We start from the raw sequence: 24,761 nt of genomic DNA, 5'->3' as shown, positions 1-24,761 counted from the left end.
CGACGCATGAAAGCAGCGCCGAAAACGCCAAAAGCAAAACGTCAGGAAGAACAGGCCAACTTTATCAGTTGGCGTTTTGCGTTGCTGTGCGGCTGTATTCTGCTGGCGCTGGGCTTCCTGCTGGGCCGCGTGGCCTGGCTACAGGTAATTAGCCCGGACATGCTGGTACGTCAGGGGGACATGCGTTCTCTGCGCGTGCAGGAGGTCTCCACCGCGCGCGGCATGATAACCGATCGTTCCGGCCGCCCGCTGGCGGTGAGCGTACCGGTAAAAGCCATCTGGGCTGACCCGAAAGAGCTGCATGAAGCCGGCGGCGTGACGCTCGACAACCGCTGGAAGGCGCTGGCCGATGCGCTGAATATGCCGCTGGATCAGCTGGCATCGCGTATCAATACCAATCCGCGGATGCGTTTTATCTATCTGGCGCGTCAGGTTAACCCTGATATGGCCGATTACATCCGCAAACTCAAGCTGCCGGGCATTCATCTGCGGGAAGAGTCGCGCCGCTACTATCCGTCGGGCGAAGTAACCGCTCACCTCATTGGCTTCACTAACGTCGATAGCCAGGGGATTGAGGGCGTTGAGAAGAGCTTTGATAAGTGGCTCACCGGCCAGCCCGGCGAGCGTATCGTGCGTAAAGACCGCTACGGGCGGGTCATCGAAGATATCTCGTCTACCGATAGCCAGGCCGCGCATAACCTGGCGCTGAGCATTGATGAGCGCCTGCAGGCGCTGGTGTATCGCGAGCTGAATAATGCGGTGGCGTTTAACAAAGCGGAGTCAGGTACTGCGGTTCTGGTTGACGTCAACACCGGCGAAGTGCTGGCGATGGCCAACAGCCCATCCTACAACCCGAACAATTTCGCGGGCACCTCCAAAGATACCATGCGTAACCGCGCCATTACCGACGTGTTTGAGCCAGGTTCAACGGTAAAACCGATGGTAGTGATGACGGCGCTTCAGCGCGGCATTGTTAACGAAAATACCGTACTGAACACCATTCCCTATCGAATTAACGGCCACGAAATCAAAGACGTGGCGCGCTACAGCGAATTGACCCTGACCGGGGTGCTACAGAAGTCGAGTAACGTCGGTGTTTCCAAGCTGGCGTTAGCGATGCCGTCCTCAGCGTTAGTAGACACTTACTCACGTTTTGGACTTGGAAAAGCGACCAATTTGGGGTTGGTCGGAGAACGCAGTGGCTTATACCCTCAAAAACAACGGTGGTCTGACATAGAGAGGGCCACCTTTTCTTTCGGCTATGGGCTAATGGTAACCCCGTTACAGTTAGCGCGAGTCTACGCAACGATCGGCAGCTACGGCATCTATCGCCCGCTGTCGATTACCAAAGTTGATCCACCGGTTCCGGGCGAGCGCGTCTTCCCGGAATCACTCGTTCGTACCGTTGTTCACATGATGGAAAGCGTAGCGCTGCCCGGCGGCGGCGGCGTGAAGGCGGCGATTAAAGGCTATCGCATCGCTATTAAAACCGGTACGGCGAAGAAAGTGGGGCCTGATGGCCGCTACATCAACAAATATATTGCTTACACCGCAGGCGTTGCGCCCGCCAGCCACCCGCGTTTTGCGCTGGTGGTGGTGATCAACGATCCGCAGGCGGGTAAATACTATGGCGGCGCCGTTTCCGCGCCGGTCTTCGGTGCCATCATGGGCGGCGTACTGCGTACCATGAACATTGAACCGGATGCGCTGGCAACGGCTGAAAAAAGTGAATTAGTGATTAATCAAGGCGAGGGAACAGGTGGCAGATCGTAATTTGCGCGACCTTCTCGCTCCGTGGGTGCCAAATGCGCCGGAGCGAATTCTGCGAGAAATGACGCTGGACAGCCGGGTGGCTGCTTCTGGCGATCTTTTTGTCGCGGTTTTAGGTCATCAGGCGGACGGGCGTCGTTATATCCCGCAGGCGATAGCGCAAGGTGTTGCTGCCATTATTGCTGAGGCCAAAGATGAGGCTCATGATGGCGAAATCCGTGAAATGCACGGTGTGCCGGTTATCTATCTGAGCCAACTCAACGAGCGCTTATCCGCGCTGGCCGGACGTTTTTACCATCAGCCTTCGGAACAACTGCGCCTGGTTGGCGTCACCGGGACTAACGGCAAGACCACCACCACCCAACTGCTGGCGCAATGGGCGCAGCTGCTGGGAGAAACCAGCGCGGTCATGGGAACCGTAGGCAATGGCCTGCTGGAGAAAGTTATCCCCACGGAAAACACCACCGGTTCGGCGGTTGATGTTCAACACGTACTCTCTGGCCTGGCAGGGCAGGGGGCGACGTTCGCCGCGATGGAAGTCTCTTCCCACGGGCTGGTGCAGCATCGCGTCGCCGCGCTGCAGTTTGCCGCGTCGGTCTTCACCAACCTGAGCCGCGATCACCTTGATTATCACGGTGATATGGAGCATTACGAAGCGGCGAAATGGCTGCTCTATTCAACCCATCATTGCGGTCAGGCGATTGTCAATGCGGACGATGAAGTCGGTCGCCGCTGGCTGGCGAAGCTGCCGGATGCGGTGGCCGTATCAATGGAAGACCACATTAACCCGAACTGCCGGGGGCGTTGGCTGAAAGCAACCGCCGTGAACTATCACGACAGCGGCGCCACCATTCAGTTTGCCTCCAGTTGGGGCAACGGCGAGATCGAAAGCCGCCTGATGGGCGCCTTCAACGTTAGCAACCTGCTGCTGGCGTTAGCCACTCTGCTGGCGCTGGGCTATCCGCTGGCCGAACTGCTGAAAACCGCCGCGCGCCTGCAGCCGGTTTGCGGGCGTATGGAAGTGTTCAGCGCGCCGGGTAAACCGACCGTCGTGGTTGATTATGCCCACACGCCCGACGCGCTGGAAAAAGCGCTGCAGGCGGCGCGTCTGCACTGCAACGGTAAACTGTGGTGCGTGTTCGGCTGCGGCGGAGATCGCGACAAAGGCAAGCGCCCGCTGATGGGGGCGATCGCCGAAGAGTTTGCCGATATCGTGGTTGTCACCGATGACAACCCGCGTACCGAAGAGCCGCGGGCGATTATCAACGATATCCTGGCCGGTATGCTCGATGCGGGCCATGCCAAAGCGGTGGAAGGGCGCGCGGAGGCGGTGACCAACGCGGTAATGCAGGCGAAAGAAAACGACGTCGTTCTGGTGGCGGGTAAAGGTCACGAGGATTATCAAATTGTCGGCAATCGCCGACTCGATTACTCCGATCGCGTCACCGTGGCGCGTCTGCTGGGGGCGGTAGCATGATTCGCTTGACTCTCAGCCAGCTTGCCGACATTACGCGCGGCGAGCTGCACGGCAGCGATGTGGCGATTGAAGACGTCACCACTGACACCCGTAAGGTCACGGCAGGCTGCCTGTTCGTGGCGCTAAAAGGCGAGCGCTTTGACGCACATGACTTTGCCGAACAGGCTAAGGCTGCCGGCGCGGGCGCATTGTTGGTCAGCCGGCGGCTGGCCTGCGATTTGCCGCAGGTGGTGGTGAAGGATACGCGTCTGGCGTTCGGCGAACTGGCCGCGTGGGTGCGCCAGCAGGTTCCGGCGCGCGTGGTCGCGCTGACCGGATCTTCAGGCAAGACCTCGGTCAAAGAGATGACCGCCGCGATTCTGAGCCAGTGCGGCAATACGCTGTATACCGCTGGCAACCTGAACAATGATATCGGCGTGCCGATGACGCTGCTGCGTCTCACCAAAGAATATGACTACGCGGTTATCGAACTAGGCGCCAATCACCAGGGCGAAATTGCCTGGACCGTCAGCCTGACGCGACCTGAAGCGGCGTTAGTGAATAACCTGGCCGCCGCGCACCTGGAAGGTTTTGGTTCCCTGGAAGGCGTGGCGAAAGCGAAGGGCGAAATTTACACCGGCCTGCCGCTCAACGGCATCGCGATTATGAACGCCGACAATAATGACTGGCTGAACTGGCAAAGCGTCATTGGCGATCGTAAAACCTGGCGCTTCTCGCCGAACGCCGCCAATAGCGACTTCACGGCAACCAACGTTCATGTGACTTCGCACGGGACCGAATTTACTCTGCAAACCCCAACCGGCAGCGTTGATGTGCTGCTGCCGCTGCCGGGGCGCCATAACATCGCCAACGCGCTGGCCGCAGCGGCGCTTTCCATGGCGGTAGGCGCGACGCATGAGGCAATTAAAGCGGGGCTGAAAGATCTGAAAGCGGTGCCGGGGCGTTTATTCCCGATTCAGCTGACCGATAGCCAGCTCCTGCTGGATGATTCCTATAACGCTAACGTCGGCTCGCTGACCGCCGCGGTGCAGGTGCTATCTGAGATGCCGGGCTACCGGGTGCTGGTGGTCGGCGATATGGCTGAACTCGGCGCGGAAAGCCAGGCGTGCCATCGCCAGGTGGGCGAAGCGGCAAAAGCAGCCGGGCTCGATCGCGTACTGAGCGTAGGTTCCTTGAGCGCGGAGATCAGCGGCGCCAGCGGCGTCGGTGAACACTTTAACGATAAAGCGCTGCTGGTAACGCGGCTGCAAGCGCTGCTGTCAGAACACAAAATTATGACCATTTTAGTGAAGGGTTCACGTAGTGCCGCCATGGAAGTGGTAGTACGCGCATTACAGGAGAACGGAACATGTTAGTATGGCTGGCCGAACATTTGGTCAAATATTATTCAGGCTTTAACGTCTTTTCCTACCTGACGTTTCGCGCCATCGTCAGCCTGCTGACCGCGCTGTTCATCTCTTTGTGGATGGGCCCGCGCATGATTGCCCGTCTGCAAAAACTCTCCTTTGGCCAGGTTGTGCGTAATGATGGCCCGGAATCTCACTTTAGTAAGCGCGGTACGCCAACGATGGGTGGGATTATGATCCTGACCGCCATTGTGGTCTCCGTTCTGCTGTGGGCTTACCCATCCAACCCCTACGTCTGGTGCGTACTGACGGTTCTGGTCGGCTACGGCATCATCGGCTTCGTCGATGACTATCGCAAAGTGGTGCGTAAAGATACCAAAGGCCTGATTGCCCGCTGGAAATACTTCTGGATGTCGGTGATTGCGCTGGGCGTTGCCTTTGCGCTGTACATGGCGGGGAAAGATACGCCGGCGACTCAACTGGTGGTGCCGTTCTTCAAAGACGTCATGCCGCAGCTGGGCCTGTTCTACGTCCTGCTGGCCTACTTTGTCATCGTCGGAACCGGGAATGCGGTCAACCTGACCGACGGCCTCGATGGGCTGGCGATTATGCCGACCGTATTTGTTGCCGCCGGATTCGCGCTGGTCGCGTGGGCGACGGGTAACATGAATTTCGCCAACTACCTGCATATCCCTTATTTGCGTCATGCCGGTGAACTGGTGATCGTCTGTACGGCGATTGTCGGCGCGGGGCTGGGCTTCTTGTGGTTTAACACCTATCCGGCGCAGGTCTTTATGGGCGATGTGGGTTCTCTGGCGCTCGGCGGCGCGCTGGGTATTATCGCCGTGCTGCTGCGCCAGGAGTTTCTGCTGGTGATTATGGGCGGCGTATTCGTAGTGGAAACGCTCTCGGTGATTCTGCAGGTCGGCTCCTTCAAGCTGCGCGGTCAGCGCATTTTCCGCATGGCGCCGATCCACCATCACTATGAACTGAAAGGCTGGCCGGAACCGCGCGTGATCGTGCGCTTCTGGATTATTTCGCTGATGCTGGTGCTGATAGGCCTGGCGACGCTGAAGGTACGTTAATCATGGCAGATTATCAGGGTAAAAAAGTCGTCATTATTGGGCTGGGTATGACCGGCCTGTCATGCGTGGACTTTTTCATGGCCCGCGGCGTGACGCCGCGGGTGATGGATACCCGCGTTGCGCCTGCGGGGCTGGATAAACTGCCGGAAGCCGTTGAGCGCTATGTTGGCGGTCTGAACGAAGACTGGCTGTTGACGGCTGACCTGATTGTCGCCAGCCCGGGCATCGCGTTGGCGCATCCTTCCCTGAGCGCGGCGGCGGATGCAGGCGTAGAAATTGTCGGCGATATCGAACTGTTCTGCCGCGAGGCGCAGGCGCCGATTATTGCTATCACCGGGTCTAACGGTAAAAGCACCGTCACTTCGCTGGTAGGGGAAATGGCGAAGGCGGCGGGTCTGAACGTCGGCGTAGGCGGCAATATTGGCCTGCCGGCGCTGATGCTGCTGGATCCTGAGCGCGAACTCTATGTCCTGGAGCTTTCCAGCTTCCAGCTGGAAACCACTTCGAGCCTGCGGGCGGTAGCGGCGACGATCCTTAACGTCACCGAAGATCATATGGACCGCTATCCGCTGGGGCTCCAGCAGTACCGCGCCGCCAAACTGCGAGTTTACGAAAATGCGCGAGCCTGTATCGTCAACGCCGACGATGCGTTAACCATGCCGGTACGCGGCGCTGACGATCGTTGCATCAGCTTCGGCGTAGACGTTGGCGACTATCACCTGAATCGTCAGCAAGGGGAAACCTGGCTGCGCGTTAAAGGCGAGAAAGTGCTCAACGTCAAAGAGATGAAGATTAGCGGCCAGCACAACTACAGTAACGCCCTGGCTGCGCTGGCCCTGGCGGACGCCGCAGGTTTGCCGCGCGCCAGCAGCCTGAAAGCGCTGACGACATTTACCGGCCTGGCGCATCGTTTCCAGCAGGTGCTGGAGCACAACGGCGTGCGCTGGATCAACGATTCTAAAGCCACGAACGTCGGCAGTACTGAAGCGGCGCTCAATGGACTGCAGCTTGACGGAACGCTGTATCTGCTGCTGGGCGGCGATGGGAAATCGGCTGATTTCACGCCGTTAAGCCGTTACCTGACCGGCGACAACGTCCGCCTGTACTGCTTTGGCCGCGACGGCGCGCAGCTGGCTGCCCTTCGCCCGGATGTCGCTGTGCAAACGGAAACCATGGAGCAGGCGATGCGCCAGATTGCGCCACAGGTTGTCCCGGGCGATATGGTTCTGCTATCCCCGGCGTGCGCCAGCCTCGATCAGTTTAAAAACTTTGAACAACGCGGCGACGTCTTTGCTCGCCTGGCGAAGGAGTTAGGTTGATGCGTTTATCACTCCCGCGCCTGAAAATGCCACGGCTGAGACTGCCGCGTCTGCCGGGAATGTTTATTTTCGCATGGCTGTTCGCCGCGCTGAAAGGCTGGGTGATGGGCTCGCGGCAAAAAGATACCGATAGTCTGGTCATGTATGACCGGATGCTGCTGTGGCTGACCTTTGGCCTGGCCGCGATCGGCTTCATTATGGTGACCTCGGCGTCGATGCCGGTAGGCCAGCGTCTGGCTAACGATCCATTTCTGTTTGCCAAGCGCGATGGCTTATACATCCTGCTGGCTTTAGGGCTGGCGATGGTGACGCTGCGCCTGCCGATGGAGTTCTGGCAGCGCCATAGTACCGCGATGCTGATCGCCTCTATCGTCATGCTGCTGATTGTTCTGGTGGTCGGCAGCTCGGTCAACGGCGCATCGCGCTGGATTGCGCTGGGGCCGCTGCGTATCCAGCCTGCGGAGTTCACCAAGCTGTCGCTGTTCTGCTACATCGCCAACTACCTGGTGCGTAAAGGCGACGAAGTGCGTAACAACCTGCGCGGCTTTTTAAAGCCGATGGGCGTGATTTTCGTACTGGCGATTTTACTGCTGGCGCAGCCTGACCTCGGGACCGTCGTCGTGCTGTTTGTGACCACCCTGGCCATGTTGTTCCTGGCGGGGGCCAAGCTGTGGCAGTTCATCGCCATTATCGGGATGGGGATCTCAGCGGTTGTCCTGCTGATTCTCGCCGAGCCGTATCGTATTCGCCGCGTAACCTCTTTCTGGAACCCGTGGGAAGATCCGTTCGGCAGCGGCTATCAGCTGACCCAGTCGCTGATGGCTTTTGGTCGCGGCGAAATGTGGGGGCAAGGCCTGGGCAATTCGGTGCAGAAACTGGAGTATTTGCCGGAGGCGCATACCGATTTCATCTTCGCCATTATCGGCGAAGAGCTCGGTTATATCGGTGTGGTACTCGCTCTTTTAATGGTATTCTTCGTCGCTTTTCGCGCCATGTCCATTGGCCGTAAGGCGCTGGAGATTGACCACCGTTTCTCCGGATTTCTGGCCTGCGCCATTGGAATTTGGTTTAGCTTCCAGGCTTTGGTTAACGTCGGCGCGGCGGCGGGTATGCTGCCAACTAAAGGCCTGACGCTGCCGCTGATCAGCTACGGCGGGTCAAGCTTGCTGATTATGTCGACGGCCATCATGTTGCTGTTACGAATTGATTATGAAACGCGCCTGGAAAAAGCCCAGGCGTTTACACGGGGTGTTCGATGAGCGGTCAGGAAAAGCGGTTAATGGTGATGGCAGGCGGTACCGGCGGACATGTGTTCCCGGGACTGGCGGTTGCGCACCATTTAATGGACCAGGGCTGGCAGGTTCGCTGGCTGGGCGCCGCGGATCGTATGGAAGCGGATTTAGTGCCGAAGAACGGCATTGAAATTGATTTCATTCAGATTTCCGGCCTGCGCGGCAAGGGCCTGAAGGCGCAGCTGCTGGCGCCGGTGCGTATTTTCAACGCCTGGCGTCAGGCGCGGGCGATTATGCAGCGTTTTCAGCCGGACGTGGTGCTGGGTATGGGCGGATACGTTTCCGGCCCCGGCGGTCTGGCGGCATGGTCGCTGGGGATCCCGGTTGTGCTGCATGAACAGAACGGTATTGCCGGCCTGACGAATAAATGGCTGGCGAAAATCGCTAAAAAAGTGATGCAGGCGTTCCCCGGCGCTTTCCCGCATGCTGATGTTGTGGGTAACCCGGTTCGCACCGATGTGTTGGCGCTGGCGCTGCCGGAGCAGCGGTTAGCCGGACGTCAGGGACCGATTCGCGTATTGGTGGTGGGCGGTTCGCAGGGCGCGCGCGTGCTCAATCAGACGATGCCGCAGGTGGCGGCGAAGCTCGGTGTTTCTGTCACCATCTGGCACCAGAGCGGTAAAGGCGGTCAGGAAACCGTGCAGCAGGCCTATTGCGATGCCGGGCAGCCTCAGCACAAAGTTACCGAGTTTATTGACGACATGGCGGCGGCATATGCCTGGGCCGATGTTGTTGTGTGTCGTTCCGGAGCGCTGACGGTGAGCGAAATTGCCGCCGCTGGTTTACCGGCGCTGTTTGTGCCTTTTCAGCACAAAGATCGTCAGCAGTACTGGAATGCGCTGCCGCTGGAGAAAGCCGGGGCAGCGAAGATCCTTGAGCAGCCGCAGTTTACCGTGGAGGCCGTCGCGCAAACCCTGGCAAGTTGGGATCGCGAAACGCTGCTGGATATGGCGGAGCGAGCGCGTAGAGCCTCGATTCCGGACGCTACCGAACGGGTAGCAGAAGAAGTGAGCGCCGCAGCACTGGCGCGCTAATCGCGGTGATGATCACCGTCCGAATAAAGAAGTTGATGGCGTAAAGAATGAATACACAAGATCTGGCAAAACTGCGTTCCATAGTGCCCGAGATGCGTCGCGTCCGGCACATTCACTTTGTTGGCATTGGCGGTGCCGGCATGGGCGGTATTGCCGAAGTTCTGGCCAACGAAGGTTATCAGATTAGCGGCTCCGATCTGGCGCCGAATCCGGTGACTCAGCAGCTGGCTCAGCTTGGCGCCACGATTTATTTCAACCATCGCCCTGAGAACGTGCGCGATGCGAGCGTTGTCGTCGTTTCCAGCGCAATTTCTGCGGATAACCCGGAGATTGTCGCCGCCCACGAAGCGCGTATTCCGGTTATTCGTCGCGCCGAGATGCTGGCGGAGCTGATGCGTTTTCGTCACGGCATTGCCATTGCTGGCACGCACGGAAAAACCACGACCACGGCGATGGTATCGAGCATTTATGCTGAAGCGGGACTTGATCCAACCTTCGTAAACGGCGGTCTGGTGAAAGCCGCTGGCGTCCACGCCCGTCTTGGCCACAGCCGCTACCTGATTGCCGAAGCGGACGAAAGCGACGCTTCGTTTCTGCATTTACAACCGATGGTTGCTATCGTGACCAATATCGAAGCCGATCATATGGATACCTACCATGGCGACTTCGAAAACCTGAAGCAGACGTTTATTAACTTCCTGCACAATCTGCCGTTCTACGGTCGTGCGGTGATGTGCGTGGACGATCCGGTTATCCGTGAACTGCTGCCGCGCGTTGGCCGCCAGATAACCACCTACGGCTTCAGCGATGATGCCGACGTTCGCGTGGAAGAGTATCGTCAGGTCGGCGCCCAGGGGCATTTCCGTCTGGTACGTCAGGATAAAGATGTTATTCAGGTAACGCTGAACGCTCCAGGTCGCCACAATGCGCTGAATGCGGCGGCGGCGGTGGCCGTTGCGACGGAAGAGGGTATTGATGATGAAGCTATCCTGCGCGCGCTGGAAAGCTTCCAGGGTACCGGCCGTCGTTTTGATTTCCTTGGCGAATACCCGTTAGCTGAGGTTAACGGTAAAAGCGGCACCGCGATGCTGATCGATGATTATGGCCATCATCCTACGGAAGTGGATGCCACCATCAAAGCGGCGCGCGCTGGCTGGCCGGATAAAAATCTGGTTATGCTGTTTCAGCCGCATCGTTTTACCCGTACGCGCGATCTGTACGACGATTTCGCCAACGTGCTGACCCAGGTTGACGCGCTGCTGATGCTGGACGTTTATTCCGCTGGCGAAGCCGCCATTCCTGGCGCCGATAGCCGCTCGCTGTGCCGTACGATTCGCGGGCGCGGTAAAGTCGACCCGATCCTGGTTTCCGACCCGGCGCAAGCGGCGGAAATGTTGGCTTCGGTATTGACCGGCAACGATCTGGTGCTGGTTCAGGGGGCGGGAAATATCGGAAAAATCGCTCGTCACCTGGCGGAAATCAAATTGCAACCGCAAACAACGCAGGAGGAACGCCATGGCTGATAAAATCGCGGTCCTCTTCGGCGGAACCTCCGCTGAACGTGAAGTCTCGCTCAATTCAGGTTCGGCGGTGCTTGCCGGTCTGCGTGAAGCTGGTGTCGATGCGCATCCTGTCGACCCGCGCGATACCGATATTACCCAATTGAAAAATATGGGTTTTCAGAAAGCGTTTATTGCGTTGCACGGCCGCGGCGGCGAAGATGGTACGTTGCAGGGGCTGCTGGAGCTCATTCAACTCCCCTACACGGGCAGCGGCGTGATGGCTTCGGCTATCTCAATGGATAAGCTGCGCAGTAAATTACTGTGGCAGGGCGCGGGGTTACCCGTTGCGCCATGGGTTGCGCTAACGCGTAAACAGTTCGACGCGGGGCTTTCTGCTGAAGTTGAACAGCAAATCTCGGCCCTCGGACTGCCATTAATTATAAAACCGAGCCGGGAAGGCTCCAGCGTCGGTATGTCCAAAGTCAACGAAAGTTGTGCATTACAAAATGCACTGGCGCTGGCTTTTCAGCATGATGATGAAGTTCTGATTGAAAAATGGCTCAGTGGGCCGGAATTTACTGTCGCCATCGTCGGAGAAGAAATTTTACCGTCAATACGTATCCAGGCGGCTGGAACCTTCTATGATTATGAAGCAAAGTATCTCTCTGATGAAACGCAATATTTCTGCCCAGGTTTTGAAGATCCCGCGCGCGAGTCGGAAATCCAGGCTCTGGTACAAAAAGCCTGGGAGAGTCTTGGCTGTTACGGCTGGGGACGAATTGATGTGATGCTGGACAGCGATGGCCAGTTTTATCTGCTGGAAGCAAACACCTCTCCTGGCATGACCAGCCATAGCCTGGTGCCAATGGCGGCGCGTCAGGCCGGGATGAGCTTCTCGCAGCTTGTTGTACGAATTCTGGACCTGGCGGGGTGATATGTCGCAGGCTGCGCTGAATACGCGGAACCACGAAGAGGAAGAAGAAACTTCTTCGCGTCGAAGTAATGGCTCTCGTCTGGCTGGTATTTTCTTCCTGCTGGCGGTGCTCTGTACCGTGCTGGTCAGCGGATGGATGGTTCTGGGCTGGATGGAGGATGCACAGCGATTACCGCTGTCAAAGATGGTGGTCACCGGTGAGCGTCACTACACGCGCAACGATGATATCCGTCAGGCGATTCTGGCATTAGGGTCGCCGGGCACCTTTATGACGCAGGACGTCAATATAATTCAAAGCCAGATTGAACGTCTGCCGTGGATTAAGCAGGCGAGCGTCAGAAAGCAGTGGCCGGACGAATTGAAGATTCATCTGGTTGAATATGTGCCGATTGCGCGCTGGAATGATCAGCATATGGTAGACGTGGACGGAAATTCTTTCAGCGTGCCGTCAGATCGCACCAGTAAACAGAATTTACCGATGTTGTACGGCCCGGAAGGCAGCGAGAACGAAGTTCTTCAGGGATACCGCGACATGGGGCAGGTGCTGGCAAAGGATAAGTTCACGTTGAAAGTGGCGGCAATGACCGCGCGTCGTTCCTGGCAGTTGACGCTGAATAACGATATTAAGCTCAACCTTGGCCGGGGTGACACCATGAAACGGCTTCAGCGCTTTATGGAACTCTACCCGGTTCTTCAGCAGCAGGCGCAGACCGACGGCAAACGGATAAGCTACGTTGATTTGCGTTATGACTCGGGAGCGGCAGTCGGTTGGGTACCGGTTCCCGTAGAGGAAACTCAACAACAACAGAATCAGGCACAGGCAGAACAACAATGATCAAGGCGACGGACAGAAAACTGGTAGTTGGACTGGAGATTGGCACCGCTAAGGTTGCCGCTTTAGTAGGGGAAGTTCTGCCCGACGGTATGATTAATATCATTGGCGTGGGCAGTTGCCCATCGCGTGGTATGGATAAAGGCGGAGTGAACGACCTGGAATCCGTGGTGAAATGCGTACAGCGCGCCATTGACCAGGCCGAACTGATGGCGGATTGCCAGATCTCGTCAGTCTATCTGGCGCTTTCAGGCAAACATATCAGCTGTCAAAATGAAATTGGCATGGTGCCGATTTCAGAAGAAGAAGTGACGCAGGACGACGTTGAAAACGTGGTACATACCGCGAAATCGGTTCGCGTGCGCGACGAACATCGCGTTCTGCACGTTATCCCGCAGGAGTACGCCATCGACTACCAGGAGGGAATCAAAAACCCCGTCGGATTGTCTGGCGTACGTATGCAGGCGAAAGTGCATTTGATTACCTGCCATAACGATATGGCGAAAAATATTGTCAAAGCGGTGGAACGTTGCGGTCTGAAAGTTGATCAGCTCATTTTCGCCGGTTTAGCCGCCAGCTATTCCGTATTAACGGAAGACGAACGTGAACTGGGTGTCTGCGTGGTGGACATCGGCGGTGGTACAATGGATATCGCGGTATATACCGGCGGCGCGCTGCGTCATACCAAAGTGATCCCGTACGCGGGCAACGTGGTGACCAGCGATATTGCTTACGCTTTCGGTACGCCGCCGAGCGACGCGGAAGCCATTAAAGTGCGTCACGGCTGTGCGCTGGGCTCCATCGTTGGTAAAGATGAAAACGTCGAAGTACCGAGCGTGGGCGGGCGTCCGCCCCGCAGCCTGCAGCGTCAGACGCTGGCAGAGGTGATTGAGCCACGCTATACCGAATTGCTCAACCTCGTGAATGAAGAGATTCTGCAACTGCAGGAACAGCTGCGTCAGCAAGGTGTGAAGCACCACCTGGCGGCAGGCATTGTATTAACCGGCGGTGCAGCGCAAATAGAAGGACTTGCCGCCTGCGCGCAGCGCGTATTCCATACGCAGGTGAGAATTGGCGCGCCGCTGAACATTACCGGATTAACGGATTATGCCCAGGAGCCGTATTACTCGACGGCGGTTGGGTTGCTGCACTACGGGAAGGAATCTCATCTCAGTGGTGAAGCAGAAGTGGAAAAACGCGTAACGGTCGGGTCGTGGATCAAACGACTCAACAGTTGGTTGCGAAAAGAGTTTTAATTTTTTAAGAGAACGCAGAAAATTAGCGATCTCAGGCGACAGGCACAACGGAGAGAGAAATTATGTTTGAACCTATGGAACTGACCAACGACGCGGTGATTAAAGTCATCGGCGTCGGCGGCGGCGGCGGTAACGCCGTTGAGCACATGGTGCGCGAACGCATTGAGGGTGTTGAGTTTTTCGCGGTGAACACCGACGCGCAGGCTCTGCGCAAAACGGCTGTTGGCCAGACTATTCAGATCGGTAGCGGTATTACCAAAGGTCTGGGCGCAGGCGCAAACCCGGAAGTCGGCCGTAACGCAGCGGATGAAGACCGTGAAGCGTTGCGTGCCGCTCTTGACGGCGCCGACATGGTGTTTATCGCAGCCGGCATGGGCGGCGGTACCGGAACCGGTGCTGCGCCAGTGGTTGCTGAAGTTGCAAAAGATTTAGGTATCCTGACCGTTGCCGTGGTGACGAAGCCTTTCAATTTTGAAGGCAAGAAACGTATGGCGTTCGCTGAGCAGGGTATCACCGAGCTATCCAAGCACGTCGACTCGCTGATCACCATCCCGAACGACAAGCTGCTGAAAGTACTGGGCCGCGGCATTTCTCTGCTTGACGCCTTCGGCGCCGCAAACGATGTGCTGAAAGGCGCGGTGCAGGGTATCGCTGAACTGATCACCCGTCCTGGCCTGATGAACGTCGACTTTGCGGACGTGCGTACCGTGATGTCTGAAATGGGCTACGCCATGATGGGCTCCGGCGTGGCGAGCGGCGAAGACCGTGCGGAAGAAGCGGCTGAAATGGCGATTTCTTCTCCGCTGCTGGAAGATATCGATCTGTCCGGCGCGCGTGGCGTTCTGGTCAACATCACTGCGGGCTTCGATCTGCGTCTGGATGAGTTCGAGACCGTGGGTAATACTATCCGCGCATTTGCTTCGGATAACGCCACCGTGGTTATCGGTACTTCTCTGGACCCGGATATGAACGACGAACTGCGCGTAACCGTTGTTGCCACCGGTATCGGTATGGACAAACGTCCGGAAATTACTCTGGTGACTAACAAGCAGGTGCAGCAGCCGGTGATGGATCGTTACCAGCAGCACGGTATGTCTCCATTGACTCAAGAGCAGAAACCGGCCGCAAAAGTGGTCAACGACAATACGCCGCAGGCGGCGAAAGAGCCGGATTATCTGGATATCCCAGCCTTCCTGCGTAAGCAAGCCGATTAAGAATTGGCTGGAAGTTGGGCATCTGCGCTCTTTGTGCTAAACTGGCCTGCCGAATGTATAGTACACTTCGGTTGGATAGGTAACTTGGCGAGATTATACGATGATCAAACAAAGGACTCTTAAACGTATCGTTCAGGCGACTGGCGTCGGTTTGCATACCGGCAAGAAAGTCACCCTGACGTTACGCCCTGCGCCGGCAAATACCGGGGTCATCTATCGTCGCACCGACTTGAATCCACCGGTTGATTTTCCGGCTGATGCCAAATCTGTGCGTGATACCATGCTCTGTACTTGCCTGGTCAACGAGCATGACGTGCGGATATCGACGGTCGAGCACCTCAATGCTGCATTGGCTGGCTTGGGTATCGACAACATTATTATTGAAGTCGATGCGCCGGAAGTCCCGATTATGGACGGTAGTGCGGCTCCGTTCGTTTATCTGTTGCTGGATGCCGGCATCGATGAACTGAACTGCGCTAAGAAATTTGTGCGTATCAAAGAGACGGTTCGCGTTGAAGATGGCGATAAATGGGCTGAATTCAAACCGTATAATGGTTTTTCACTGGACTTCACCATTGATTTTAACCATCCGGCGATTGACTCCAGCAGCCAGCGCTACGCAATGAACTTCTCGGCTGATGCGTTTATGCGCCAGATTAGCCGCGCGCGTACCTTCGGCTTCATGCGTGATATCGAATATCTGCAGTCCCGCGGCCTGTGCCTGGGCGGCAGCTTCGATTGTGCCATCGTTGTTGACGATTATCGCGTACTGAACGAAGACGGTCTGCGTTTTGAAGATGAGTTTGTCCGTCACAAAATGCTGGATGCCATTGGCGACCTCTTTATGTGTGGTCACAATATTATCGGTGCATTTACGGCATACAAATCCGGTCACGCGCTGAATAACAAACTGCTGCAGGCTGTTCTGGCAAAACAGGAAGCCTGGGAGTATGTGACCTTCGAGGACGACGCAGAAATGCCGCTGGCGTTCCGCGCTCCGACGCTGGTTCTGGCATAAGTCAGACCCGGCAGTAAATTCGACTGGTAACCTGGTACTCTCTCCGGCCAGGGAGCCAGTCGTTTTCTTTTTTATAGTCTCGCTGCGTCCTGCTTTGATTTTTAACTGCATTTTTTGCGCGTTCGTTCCTTTTTTAAACGGTTTTACCCCGCCTGAGACCTCATTCCTGCTGCCGTGAAGACGTATTAATGTTAGTATTTGAACGCAAAATATTTCTCAGGGTTGCTACCAACAAAAGGTAACGTAAGTGAGTGGATTGCTGACGCGCTGGCGACAGTTTGGCAGACGGTATTTCTGGCCGCATCTCCTGTTGGGGATGGTCGCGGCTAGTCTCGGCCTGCCTGCGCTTAGCAATGGTCATGAACATGAGACCGCGTCGCCCGCTAAAACGACGTCCAGCAACCATAATCCTGCGAAAGTTAATTTTTCTCAGCTAGCGCTGCTGGAATCTTCCAGCCGTCGACCTAATTTCACCGTTGATTACTGGCATCAGCACGCCATTCGTACGGTTATTCGCCATCTCTCTTTTGCGATGGCGCCGCAGGCGCTGCCGGTAGCGGAAGAGTCTTCACCGCTTCAGGCGCAGCATCTGGCTCTGCTTGACACGCTTAGCGCGCTGTTGACGCAGGAGAGTACACCTCCTGCCATTGTTCGCCTGGCGGCATACAACCCCTCTTTTTCCCACCGCGCGTTTCGCGTCTGTACCTGGATTAGCCAGGTTACCGGCATTCGCGCCGGGCCTCAACGCCTCAGCTAAACCAAAAACGGACCATTCTATTTTTTTGTGACTCCGCAGCGCGGGGCGTTTGAGATTTTATTATGCTAATCAAATTATTAACTAAAGTATTCGGCAGCCGTAACGACCGTACGCTGCGTCGTATGCGCAAAGCCGTCAACGTGATCAACGCCATGGAACCTTCCATGGAAAAGCTTTCCGATGACGAACTGAAAGGGAAAACCGCGGAGTTCCGCGCTCGCCTGGAAAAAGGTGAAAGCCTGGAGAGCCTGATCCCGGAAGCCTTTGCCGTCGTGCGTGAAGCCAGTAAGCGCGTCTTCGGTATGCGTCACTTTGACGTTCAGCTGCTCGGCGGCATGGTCCTCAACGACCGCTGTATTGCAGAAATGCGTACCGGTGAAGGTAAAACGCTGACCGCAACGCTGCCTGCGTATCTGAATGCGCTGACCGGCAAAGGCGTTCACGTGGTCACCGTCAACGATTATCTGGCACAGCGTGATGCGGAGAACAACCGCCCCCTGTTTGAATTCCTGGGGATGACCGTTGGGATTAACATGTCCGGCCTGCCTGCGCCGGCCAAGCGTGAAGCCTACGCAGCCGATATCACCTACGGCACCAACAACGAATATGGCTTTGACTATCTGCGCGACAACATGGCGTTCAGTCCTGAAGAGCGCGTGCAGCGCAAACTGCACTATGCGCTGGTGGATGAAGTCGACTCCATTCTGATCGATGAAGCGCGTACCCCGCTTATCATTTCCGGCCCGGCTGAAGACAGCTCGGAAATGTATAAGAAAGTGAACAAGATCATTCCGCACCTGGTACGTCAGGATAAAGAAGACTCCGAGACCTTTACCGGCGAAGGACACTTCTCCGTTGATGAGAAAGCGCGTCAGGTAAACCTGACCGAACGCGGTCTGGTGCTGATTGAAGAGCTGCTGGTAAACGAAGGTATTATGGAAGAAGGCGAGTCGCTGTACTCACCGACTAATATCATGCTGATGCACCATGTGACCGCCGCGCTGCGCGCGCACGTGCTGTTTACCCGCGATGTTGATTACATCGTTAAAGATGGCGAAGTGATCATCGTCGACGAACATACCGGCCGTACGATGCAGGGGCGCCGCTGGTCCGATGGTCTGCACCAGGCCGTTGAAGCAAAAGAAGGCGTTGATATTCAGAACGAAAACCAGACGCTGGCTTCAATTACCTTCCAGAACTATTTCCGCCTGTACGAGAAGCTGGCGGGGATGACCGGTACTGCCGATACCGAAGCGTTTGAATTTAGTTCGATCTACAAGCTGGATACCGTTGTGGTTCCGACCAACCGCCCGATGATTCGTAAAGACATGGCGGACCTGGTTTATATGACCGAAGCGGAAAAAATCCAGGCCATTATCGAAGATATCAAACAGCGTACCGCCGCTGGCCAGCCGGTGCTGGTGGGGACCATTTCTATCGAAAAATCAGAAGTGGTCTCTAATGAATTGACGAAGGCGGGCATCAAGCACAACGTGCTGAACGCGAAATTCCATGCCAGCGAAGCGGATATCGTCGCTCAGGCGGGTTATCCGTCTGCGGTGACCATTGCGACCAACATGGCCGGTCGTGGTACCGACATTATGCTCGGCGGTAGCTGGCAGGCTGAGATCGCCCAGTTGGAAGACCCGACTCCGGAACAGATTGCGCAGATCAAAGCCGACTGGCAGGTTCGTCACGATGCGGTGCTGGCTGCGGGTGGTCTGCATATTATCGGTACCGAACGCCATGAGTCTCGCCGTATTGATAACCAGCTGCGCGGTCGTTCAGGCCGTCAGGGGGACGCCGGTTCTTCCCGTTTCTATCTGTCGATGGAAGATGCTCTGATGCGTATCTTCGCTTCTGACCGCGTGTCCGGCATGATGCGTAAACTGGGTATGAAGCCGGGTGAGGCTATCGAACATCCATGGGTGACCAAAGCGATCGCCAACGCGCAGCGTAAAGTCGAGAGCCGCAACTTCGATATCCGTAAGCAGCTGCTGGAATATGACGATGTGGCTAACGATCAGCGTCGCGCTATTTACACCCAGCGAAATGAGCTGCTCGACGTGACCGACGTGAGCGAGACGATTAACAGCATTCGTGAAGATGTATTTAAAGCGACCATCGATGCCCATATTCCTCCGCAGTCGCTGGAAGAGATGTGGGATATCGAAGGCCTGCAGGAGCGTCTGAAAAATGATTTCGACCTCGATCTGCCGCTCAAAGAGTGGCTGGATAAAGAGCCGGAGCTGCATGAAGAAACGCTGCGCGAGCGTATTCTGCAGAGCGCCATTGAAACCTATCAGCGCAAGGAAGAAGTGGTTGGCGCTGAAATGATGCGTCACTTTGAAAAAGGCGTCATGCTGCAAACGCTGGACTCCCTGTGGAAAGAGCATCTGGCAGCGATGGACTACCTGCGTCAGGGCATCCATCTGCGCGGCTATGCGCAGAAAGATCCGAAGCAGGAATATAAGCGTGAATCTTTCTCCATGTTCGCTTCAATGCTGGAGTCCCTAAAGTATGAAGTGATCAGTACGCTGAGCAAAGTTCAGGTGCGGATGCCGGAAGAGGTGGAAGCGATGGAGCAGCAGCGTCGTGAAGAAGCTGAGCGTCTGGCGCAGATGCAGCAGTTGAGCCACCAGGATGATGATACCGCTGCCGCGGAGGCGCTGGCTGAACAAACCGGCGAGCGTAAAGTGGGTCGTAACGATCCGTGTCCGTGCGGCTCCGGTAAAAAATATAAGCAGTGCCACGGTCGTCTGAGCTAAGCTTTACAATCTTGAATACCAGGGCGCAGATATCTGCGCCTTTTTTATGGAACAAGGACAATGAAAACGCTGCAAATTTCAGTGGGTATTATCCGTAATTCGCAAGGGGAAATTTTTATAACCCAGCGCGCTGCCGACGCGCATATGGCGAATAAACTTGAATTCCCTGGCGGAAAAATCGAAGCAGGAGAGTCGTCTGAGCAGGCCTTAGTTCGCGAATTGCAGGAAGAGGTCGGCATTACGGTGCGTGCTTCCCGTCTGTTTGATAAGCTGGAGTATCAGTTTCCCGATCGTCATATCACGCTGTGGTTCTGGCTGGTGGAAAGCTGGGATGGCGAGCCGTGGGGTAAAGAAGGGCAACCGGGCCGCTGGATTGCGCAGAGCGCGCTCGTTGCGGAGGATTTTCCGCCGGCAAACGAACCTGTCATTGCCAAATTAATTCAATATTCTCAGATCGGCCGGGGGTAACGCTGGCATCGGGCAAATTAGGGCGGGGCAGCGAGTGCCCGCCCTGAGTCAGTTACTCTTTTTCTTCGCTCCAGCCATCGCTATCCGACAGATCGCCGCTGCTTGGGATGCGCTTTTCTTCCGCCGCCCATTCACCTAAATCGATAAGCTGGCAGCGTTTGGAACAGAACGGGCGATGCGGGCTCTGCTCATTCCAGACCACGATTTTTCCGCAGGTTGGGCAGTTGACGGTTATCTCTTCTGACATCTTTTCTCCTTAACAGCAGGCCAGTTCAAAATCAAAACGCTCCGGCACGATACCGTGCTCGCTGTCCAGCGGCATAAAGCGGATGGCAAAGCGGCTCTTATGGCCTGATATCTGGGGATAGAGCTGGCTGGCAAGATCCAAATGCAGACGCAGCAGATCGGCGTCTTCGCCGTTGTCCTGATAAAAACCGTTCAGGCTGGTCTGCTTGCGGAAGGGGGCCGAGTTGCGGATGAGATCGAGGATGAGCATCAGCGATTGGGTCAACGGTTCCAGGCTGGCCAGCCACTTGCCTACCTGCTCATCGCGATATTCCTGCGGCATATGCAGCCAGATATGCAGCGTCGGGAGATCGAAGCTACAGCAGCCGCCTGGGATGCTTAAGCGCTGGCGTACCAGGGCGATCAAACGATCCTCTCGCAGATACTGGCCGATACGCGGCGCCGACATCAACGTACTGCCAGATTGCTTCAGCTGCTGACGCAACTCGTTGATACGATCCCGATCAACGCCAGGGACTTCCGCCCAGGATTGCAGCTTCCGCTGCTGGCGATCCAGCTCTTTTATCAGATCGGTACGCACTTCACCGCGTTCGAATACATCTAAAAGGTCGCCGATATTGCGGAAAAAGTGAAGTGCATCCGCATGGCTGGTAATCGCCGGATGTACGGCCAACTGCTGGAGCAAAAACTCAATACGCAGCCAGGTGCGCATTTTTTCATTAAGCGGATGTTCGAATAGAACAGGGGTATGCATTACGGTTTTTCCTGTGAGGCGGCCTGCGATGCCAGCCGTTGATACTTTGCATGCAGGCGGGCGACATCTGATGCGATGGCATCAGGTGAACCCATATTTTCAATAACATCATCCGCAACGGCAAGGCGCTGCTCGCGCGTGGCCTGAGCGGCAAGAATATGTTCCGCATGTTGCCGACTGACCCGATCGCGAAGCATCGTGCGCTCTATCTGCGTCTCTTTGGGCACATCAACAACAAGCACGCGATCGGCTTTGGCGGACAAACGGTTTTCGACCAATAAAGGTACAACCCAGAGAATATAAGACGAGGTGGCAAGCTGCATCTGGCGACGCGTTTCCTGCTGAATTTGTGGGTGCAGCAGCGCGTTTAGCCAGCTCTTATCCTCTGCATGAGCGAAAATATGCTCGCGCAGAGCACGACGGTTAAGGGTGCCATCTTCATTAAGTATCTGCGGACCGAAGCGTTGAGCAATAGCGTTGAGCCCCGGAGTGCCGGGCTCTACCACCTGGCGCGCGATAATGTCAGCATCAATAACGTTAACCCCGAGGTGTGAGAATGCATCGGCTACGGTACTTTTACCGCTGCCGATGCCGCCTGTTAACGCTACCGTGTATGTCATACACCTCAATCCTGAAACTGACTACATGCACATTTTTCACTAACGGCGCCGTTATTTACGACGCGACGACGCCACTGCGACAGTGGGTTTACCGGCGTAATATCAACCGATAAAGCGCTGTCACCACCTATTTTTTTTTTGCGCATGTAAATCAAATGGTTAAAAATGATACGCCAGCGATGGGATATCGCAAATTCGCTTTTGGCTATTCACCAGGTAAATTTATACGATTGTAGCGTAAAAAAAGTGAAAATCGCAGTCTTGCGCGGCCATGATTCGTGCGTATGATAGCGTCACTGGAGTTGTGCTCTCACAATAATGCAATTAACCCCAGGAATTCGCACATGCGTATTGAAGAAGATTTAAAGCTTGGTTTTAAAGACGTTCTTATCCGCCCGAAACGTTCTACCCTCAAAAGCCGTTCTGACGTACAGCTGGAACGTGAATTCACTTTCAAACACTCTGGCCAGACCTGGACTGGCGTGCCGATTATTGCTGCTAACATGGATACCGTTGGCACGTTCGCTATGGCTAAAGCTCTGGCTTCGTTCGGCGTTCTGACCGCGGTGCATAAGCATTACAGCGTTGAACAGTGGCAGGCGTTTGTTCAGAGCGTATCTGCGGATGTCGTGCAGCACGTAATGGTCTCCACCGGGACCTCCGACGCGGATTTCGAAAAAACCAAACAGATTCTGATCCAGAACCCGCAGCTTAGCTTTGTGTGCATTGACGTGGCGAATGGCTATTCCGAGCACTTCGTGCAGTTTGTCGCGAAAGCCCGCGAAGCCTGGCCGCAGAAAACCATCATTGCAGGTAACGTTGTTACCGGCGAAATGTGCGAAGAGCTGGTTCTTTCTGGCGCCGATATCGTGAAGGTTGGCATCGGCCCGGGCTCCGTATGTACAACCCGCGTGAAAACCGGTGTCGGCTATCCGCAGCTTTCCGCCGTGATTGAATGTGCCGACGCGGCGCACGGCCTTGGCGGGCAGATTATCAGCGACGGCGGATGCACTATGCCCGGAGATGTGGCTAAAGCATTCGGCGGCGGCGCAGATTTTGTGATGCTTGGCGGTATGCTGGCTGGTCACGAAGAGAGCGGCGGCACCGTGGTTGAAGAAAACGGTGAAAAATTCATGCTGTTCTACGGCATGAGCTCCGAGTCGGCGATGACCCGTCACGTTGGCGGCGTAGCCCAGTATCGTGCGGCGGAAGGCAAAACCGTTAAGCTGCCTCTGCGCGGCCCGGTTGAACACACCGCGCGCGATATTCTTGGCGGCCTGCGCTCCGCGTGCACCTACGTTGGTGCTTCACGCCTGAAAGAACTGACTAAACGTACGACTTTTATTCGCGTACAGGAACAAGAGAACCGCGTGTTCAACAGCCTGTAATGCCGCTCGCTGGCGCGTTTGCGCCAGCGTTATCCCCCCATCCCGCTAATGGCGTCGCCCAGATGAAAAATGGGTAAATACATCGCCACCACCAGCACGCCGACAATCGTTCCGGTTACAACCAGCATCATCGGCTCCAGTAAGGTGGCCAGGTTATCTGCCTGCTGATGCGTCTGCTCGCTATGGTGACGAGCCAGATTGGCCAGCATGGTATCCAGCGAACCTGAAGCTTCACCGGTACGAATCAGCTGTAGACACAGCGGCGTAAATCCTCCGCTGTTGGCGAGCGCCTGCCAGATGGGATCGCCGTGGGTAATTTGCCGGCAAACCTGGCGGAGCCTCTGTCGCCACAGCGGACAATTCAGGGTTTCCTCTACGCTTTGCAGCCCTTGCAGAAAGCTGATACCGGCGCTTTGCGTCAAGGCGAGTACGGTAAAAATCTGGCTAAGCCGCTGGCCGCATAGCAGTTTGCCAAACACCGGCAGCGTATGGAGCAGCTTCTGGCGATACAGCAGCCAGCCTGGCCGCTGGCAAATCAGCCGGTTGAGTATCGCAGGCAAAATACCCAGCGCCGCGAGCAATGGCCAAAAGCGAGTTAGCCCCTCACCGACGCTCATTACCACGCGGGTCAGCCACGGTAGCGGGGTGTTGAAAGTTTGATATATAGCGGCAAACTCCGGTAAGACGAAACACAGCATTCCCATGACCACCAGCAGCGCCAGAGTCAAAATAATCAGCGGGTAGCGCAGCGCTTTTTTCACTTTCTCGGTAAGGAGCAGCTGTTCTCGCTGCTGCTGGGCCAGCTCGGCGCAGCATAGCTCCAGTTTACCGGTAAGCTCACCGGTGCGGATCATGGCCAGATATAACGGGGGGAACGCTTCAGGCCATTTTTCCAGAGAGCCTGAAAGCGAAATGCCCTGCGCCAGATCCTCTGCCAGGGTTTGCAGCAACGCTTGCCATTGCGCATTGGGCTGCTGCTGAGCCAGCAGTTCCAGCCCCTCAGCCAGCGGGAGGCCGGCCTGAAGAAGGGCCGCCAGCTGGCGGATGATTTCACCGCTATAGCGCGGATGCCAGAGGGCGTTTTGCACGCTACAGCGGCGCAGCGTCAGCGGGATAATTCGTTGCTGCTGTAGAACCTGCAATGCCTCCGGGCGATTATCCTGCCAGAGCGTTCCCTGGCAGGGAGCGCCCTGGAGAGTGATACCGCGCCAGCGCCACAGTCGTTTAGTCGCCATGCGGTATCCCCAAAACGCGTACCACTTCTTCCAGACTGGTCATCCCGCGTTCGACGGCCAGGCAGCCGCTCTCAAATAGCGTCATCATGCCGGATTCCCTTGCCAGGGACTCGATCTCCCCGGCGCTAAGACCTTGAGTTATCGCCTGCCGTAACGTGGTATTGACGGGTAACAGCTCAAAGAGCGCCAGGCGACCGTAGTAGCCGTGATAGCAGTGCTGACAGCCCGGAGCCTGCCAGCGAGGAAGCGCCCGCGGCCACAGACTGTGCGGAACATCAGCCGAACTGCCGGTTTCCCGCCGGCAGTGGGGGCACAGCTTGCGTACCAGACGCTGAGCCACCACCAGCGAAAGCGCGGATGAGATCATCCAGCGCGCAACGCCCATCTGCTGCAGGCGGACCAGCGTTTCACTGGTTGAATTGGTGTGCAGCGTTGAGAGGACTACA

At 56.3% G+C, this 24,761-nt stretch carries 21 protein-coding genes and 1 pseudogene; 17 read left to right on the top strand and 5 right to left on the bottom strand.

Annotation, left to right across the window (positions count from 1 at the left end; translation table 11 throughout):
* Window positions 1-6: 6 nt before the first annotated feature.
* The 16 genes from GUC22_RS22580 (at window position 7) to mutT (ending at window position 20,072) form a co-directional block, all read left to right on the top strand.
* On the top strand, window positions 7-1,773 hold the full coding sequence (locus tag GUC22_RS22580; protein WP_004098582.1) for a peptidoglycan glycosyltransferase FtsI: 1,767 nt from the start codon (window positions 7-9) through the stop codon (window positions 1,771-1,773).
* Window positions 1,760-3,247, top strand: coding sequence for a UDP-N-acetylmuramoyl-L-alanyl-D-glutamate--2,6-diaminopimelate ligase (murE, locus tag GUC22_RS22575; RefSeq protein ID WP_004872180.1), 1,488 nt, complete (start codon window positions 1,760-1,762; stop codon window positions 3,245-3,247). The genes GUC22_RS22580 and murE overlap by 14 nt, the downstream gene beginning before the upstream one ends.
* Window positions 3,244-4,602, top strand: coding sequence for a UDP-N-acetylmuramoyl-tripeptide--D-alanyl-D-alanine ligase (gene murF, locus GUC22_RS22570; protein WP_024360309.1), 1,359 nt, complete (start codon window positions 3,244-3,246; stop codon window positions 4,600-4,602). The genes murE and murF overlap by 4 nt, the downstream gene beginning before the upstream one ends.
* The gene (mraY, locus tag GUC22_RS22565; protein WP_004098585.1) at window positions 4,596-5,678 is read left to right on the top strand and encodes a phospho-N-acetylmuramoyl-pentapeptide-transferase; all 1,083 of its coding nucleotides are present in this window, start codon (window positions 4,596-4,598) and stop codon (window positions 5,676-5,678) included. The genes murF and mraY overlap by 7 nt, the downstream gene beginning before the upstream one ends.
* 2 nt (window positions 5,679-5,680) lie before the next feature.
* Complete coding sequence (gene murD, locus GUC22_RS22560; RefSeq protein WP_024360310.1) at window positions 5,681-6,997, top strand: UDP-N-acetylmuramoyl-L-alanine--D-glutamate ligase; 1,317 nt, start codon at window positions 5,681-5,683, stop codon at window positions 6,995-6,997.
* The gene (ftsW, locus tag GUC22_RS22555; protein WP_004128950.1) at window positions 6,997-8,256 is read left to right on the top strand and encodes a cell division protein FtsW; all 1,260 of its coding nucleotides are present in this window, start codon (window positions 6,997-6,999) and stop codon (window positions 8,254-8,256) included. The genes murD and ftsW overlap by 1 nt, the downstream gene beginning before the upstream one ends.
* On the top strand, window positions 8,253-9,323 hold the full coding sequence (gene murG, locus GUC22_RS22550; protein WP_160183778.1) for an undecaprenyldiphospho-muramoylpentapeptide beta-N-acetylglucosaminyltransferase: 1,071 nt from the start codon (window positions 8,253-8,255) through the stop codon (window positions 9,321-9,323). Before ftsW ends, murG begins: the two co-directional genes overlap by 4 nt.
* A gap of 47 nt (window positions 9,324-9,370) precedes the next feature.
* On the top strand, window positions 9,371-10,846 hold the full coding sequence (gene murC / locus GUC22_RS22545) for a UDP-N-acetylmuramate--L-alanine ligase (RefSeq protein ID WP_024360312.1): 1,476 nt from the start codon (window positions 9,371-9,373) through the stop codon (window positions 10,844-10,846).
* Complete coding sequence (locus GUC22_RS22540) at window positions 10,839-11,759, top strand: D-alanine--D-alanine ligase (RefSeq protein WP_004872176.1); 921 nt, start codon at window positions 10,839-10,841, stop codon at window positions 11,757-11,759. The genes murC and GUC22_RS22540 overlap by 8 nt, the downstream gene beginning before the upstream one ends.
* 1 nt (window position 11,760) lies before the next feature.
* Window positions 11,761-12,594, top strand: coding sequence for a cell division protein FtsQ (gene ftsQ, locus GUC22_RS22535; RefSeq protein WP_049087179.1), 834 nt, complete (start codon window positions 11,761-11,763; stop codon window positions 12,592-12,594).
* On the top strand, window positions 12,591-13,847 hold the full coding sequence (gene ftsA / locus GUC22_RS22530; protein WP_004098594.1) for a cell division protein FtsA: 1,257 nt from the start codon (window positions 12,591-12,593) through the stop codon (window positions 13,845-13,847). The genes ftsQ and ftsA overlap by 4 nt, the downstream gene beginning before the upstream one ends.
* Window positions 13,848-13,909: 62 nt before the next feature.
* Complete coding sequence (ftsZ, locus tag GUC22_RS22525) at window positions 13,910-15,061, top strand: cell division protein FtsZ (protein ID WP_004098597.1); 1,152 nt, start codon at window positions 13,910-13,912, stop codon at window positions 15,059-15,061.
* A gap of 100 nt (window positions 15,062-15,161) precedes the next feature.
* Window positions 15,162-16,079 carry a UDP-3-O-acyl-N-acetylglucosamine deacetylase gene (lpxC, locus tag GUC22_RS22520; protein ID WP_004098599.1) on the top strand — a complete coding sequence of 306 codons (918 nt, stop codon included), beginning with the start codon at window positions 15,162-15,164 and terminating at the stop codon, window positions 16,077-16,079.
* 247 nt (window positions 16,080-16,326) lie between these two features.
* Window positions 16,327-16,836, top strand: coding sequence for a secA translation cis-regulator SecM (gene secM / locus GUC22_RS22515; RefSeq protein ID WP_004872173.1), 510 nt, complete (start codon window positions 16,327-16,329; stop codon window positions 16,834-16,836).
* Between the two features lie 62 nt (window positions 16,837-16,898).
* Window positions 16,899-19,604, top strand: a complete 2,706-nt coding sequence (gene secA, locus GUC22_RS22510; protein ID WP_024360315.1) for a preprotein translocase subunit SecA — start codon at window positions 16,899-16,901, stop codon at window positions 19,602-19,604.
* Between the two features lie 60 nt (window positions 19,605-19,664).
* Complete coding sequence (gene mutT / locus GUC22_RS22505) at window positions 19,665-20,072, top strand: 8-oxo-dGTP diphosphatase MutT (RefSeq protein WP_024360316.1); 408 nt, start codon at window positions 19,665-19,667, stop codon at window positions 20,070-20,072.
* A gap of 52 nt (window positions 20,073-20,124) precedes the next feature.
* On the opposite strand, the gene yacG is transcribed toward mutT, so the two are convergent.
* The 3 genes from yacG to coaE are packed head-to-tail and all read right to left on the bottom strand — an operon-like array spanning window position 20,125 to window position 21,692.
* Window positions 20,125-20,319, bottom strand: coding sequence for a DNA gyrase inhibitor YacG (yacG, locus tag GUC22_RS22500; RefSeq protein ID WP_004872170.1), 195 nt, complete (start codon window positions 20,317-20,319; stop codon window positions 20,125-20,127).
* Window positions 20,320-20,328: 9 nt separating this feature from the next.
* The gene (gene zapD, locus GUC22_RS22495) at window positions 20,329-21,072 is read right to left on the bottom strand and encodes a cell division protein ZapD (RefSeq protein WP_024360317.1); all 744 of its coding nucleotides are present in this window, start codon (window positions 21,070-21,072) and stop codon (window positions 20,329-20,331) included.
* Window positions 21,072-21,692 carry a dephospho-CoA kinase gene (gene coaE / locus GUC22_RS22490; protein WP_004872162.1) on the bottom strand — a complete coding sequence of 207 codons (621 nt, stop codon included), beginning with the start codon at window positions 21,690-21,692 and terminating at the stop codon, window positions 21,072-21,074. Before coaE ends, zapD begins: the two co-directional genes overlap by 1 nt.
* Window positions 21,693-22,036: 344 nt before the next feature.
* Here coaE and GUC22_RS22485 point away from each other — a divergent pair, with 344 nt between their 5' ends.
* A complete protein-coding gene (locus GUC22_RS22485) occupies window positions 22,037-23,080 on the top strand; it encodes a GMP reductase (protein ID WP_049087180.1) in 1,044 nt (347 codons plus the stop codon).
* Window positions 23,081-23,109: 29 nt separating this feature from the next.
* Here the strand turns inward: GUC22_RS22485 and hofC are convergent, their stop codons facing one another.
* Together hofC and GUC22_RS22475 are read right to left on the bottom strand one after the other, a co-directional pair.
* Complete coding sequence (hofC, locus tag GUC22_RS22480) at window positions 23,110-24,315, bottom strand: protein transport protein HofC (RefSeq protein WP_004872159.1); 1,206 nt, start codon at window positions 24,313-24,315, stop codon at window positions 23,110-23,112.
* A pseudogene (locus GUC22_RS22475) lies at window positions 24,305-24,760 on the bottom strand (ATPase, T2SS/T4P/T4SS family); the annotation flags it as partial. The pseudogene GUC22_RS22475 and the gene hofC, both read right to left, overlap by 11 nt.
* Window position 24,761: the final 1 nt, after the last annotated feature.

The sequence above is a fragment of the Klebsiella sp. MPUS7 genome, assembly GCF_009905335.1.
Taxonomy (GTDB): domain Bacteria; phylum Pseudomonadota; class Gammaproteobacteria; order Enterobacterales; family Enterobacteriaceae; genus Klebsiella; species Klebsiella grimontii.
This window is presented reverse-complemented; position numbering and strand designations above follow the sequence as displayed.

What these genes read in the sequence shown, in the direction of transcription:
- mraY (WP_004098585.1), top strand. Translation starts at nt 4,596, where the DNA reads ATGTTAGTATGGCTGGCCGAACATTTGGTCAAATATTATTCAGGCTTT.
- ftsW (WP_004128950.1), top strand. Translation starts at nt 6,997, where the DNA reads ATGCGTTTATCACTCCCGCGCCTGAAAATGCCACGGCTGAGACTGCCG.
- secA (WP_024360315.1), top strand. Translation starts at nt 16,899, where the DNA reads ATGCTAATCAAATTATTAACTAAAGTATTCGGCAGCCGTAACGACCGT.
- zapD (WP_024360317.1), bottom strand. Translation starts at nt 21,072, where the DNA reads ATGCATACCCCTGTTCTATTCGAACATCCGCTTAATGAAAAAATGCGC.
- ftsQ (WP_049087179.1), top strand. Translation starts at nt 11,761, where the DNA reads ATGTCGCAGGCTGCGCTGAATACGCGGAACCACGAAGAGGAAGAAGAA.
- murF (WP_024360309.1), top strand. Translation starts at nt 3,244, where the DNA reads ATGATTCGCTTGACTCTCAGCCAGCTTGCCGACATTACGCGCGGCGAG.
- ftsZ (WP_004098597.1), top strand. Translation starts at nt 13,910, where the DNA reads ATGTTTGAACCTATGGAACTGACCAACGACGCGGTGATTAAAGTCATC.
- mutT (WP_024360316.1), top strand. Translation starts at nt 19,665, where the DNA reads ATGAAAACGCTGCAAATTTCAGTGGGTATTATCCGTAATTCGCAAGGG.
- murD (WP_024360310.1), top strand. Translation starts at nt 5,681, where the DNA reads ATGGCAGATTATCAGGGTAAAAAAGTCGTCATTATTGGGCTGGGTATG.
- GUC22_RS22580 (WP_004098582.1), top strand. Translation starts at nt 7, where the DNA reads ATGAAAGCAGCGCCGAAAACGCCAAAAGCAAAACGTCAGGAAGAACAG.
- coaE (WP_004872162.1), bottom strand. Translation starts at nt 21,692, where the DNA reads ATGACATACACGGTAGCGTTAACAGGCGGCATCGGCAGCGGTAAAAGT.
- murC (WP_024360312.1), top strand. Translation starts at nt 9,371, where the DNA reads ATGAATACACAAGATCTGGCAAAACTGCGTTCCATAGTGCCCGAGATG.
- lpxC (WP_004098599.1), top strand. Translation starts at nt 15,162, where the DNA reads ATGATCAAACAAAGGACTCTTAAACGTATCGTTCAGGCGACTGGCGTC.
- yacG (WP_004872170.1), bottom strand. Translation starts at nt 20,319, where the DNA reads ATGTCAGAAGAGATAACCGTCAACTGCCCAACCTGCGGAAAAATCGTG.
- hofC (WP_004872159.1), bottom strand. Translation starts at nt 24,315, where the DNA reads ATGGCGACTAAACGACTGTGGCGCTGGCGCGGTATCACTCTCCAGGGC.
- ftsA (WP_004098594.1), top strand. Translation starts at nt 12,591, where the DNA reads ATGATCAAGGCGACGGACAGAAAACTGGTAGTTGGACTGGAGATTGGC.
- GUC22_RS22485 (WP_049087180.1), top strand. Translation starts at nt 22,037, where the DNA reads ATGCGTATTGAAGAAGATTTAAAGCTTGGTTTTAAAGACGTTCTTATC.
- murG (WP_160183778.1), top strand. Translation starts at nt 8,253, where the DNA reads ATGAGCGGTCAGGAAAAGCGGTTAATGGTGATGGCAGGCGGTACCGGC.
- GUC22_RS22540 (WP_004872176.1), top strand. Translation starts at nt 10,839, where the DNA reads ATGGCTGATAAAATCGCGGTCCTCTTCGGCGGAACCTCCGCTGAACGT.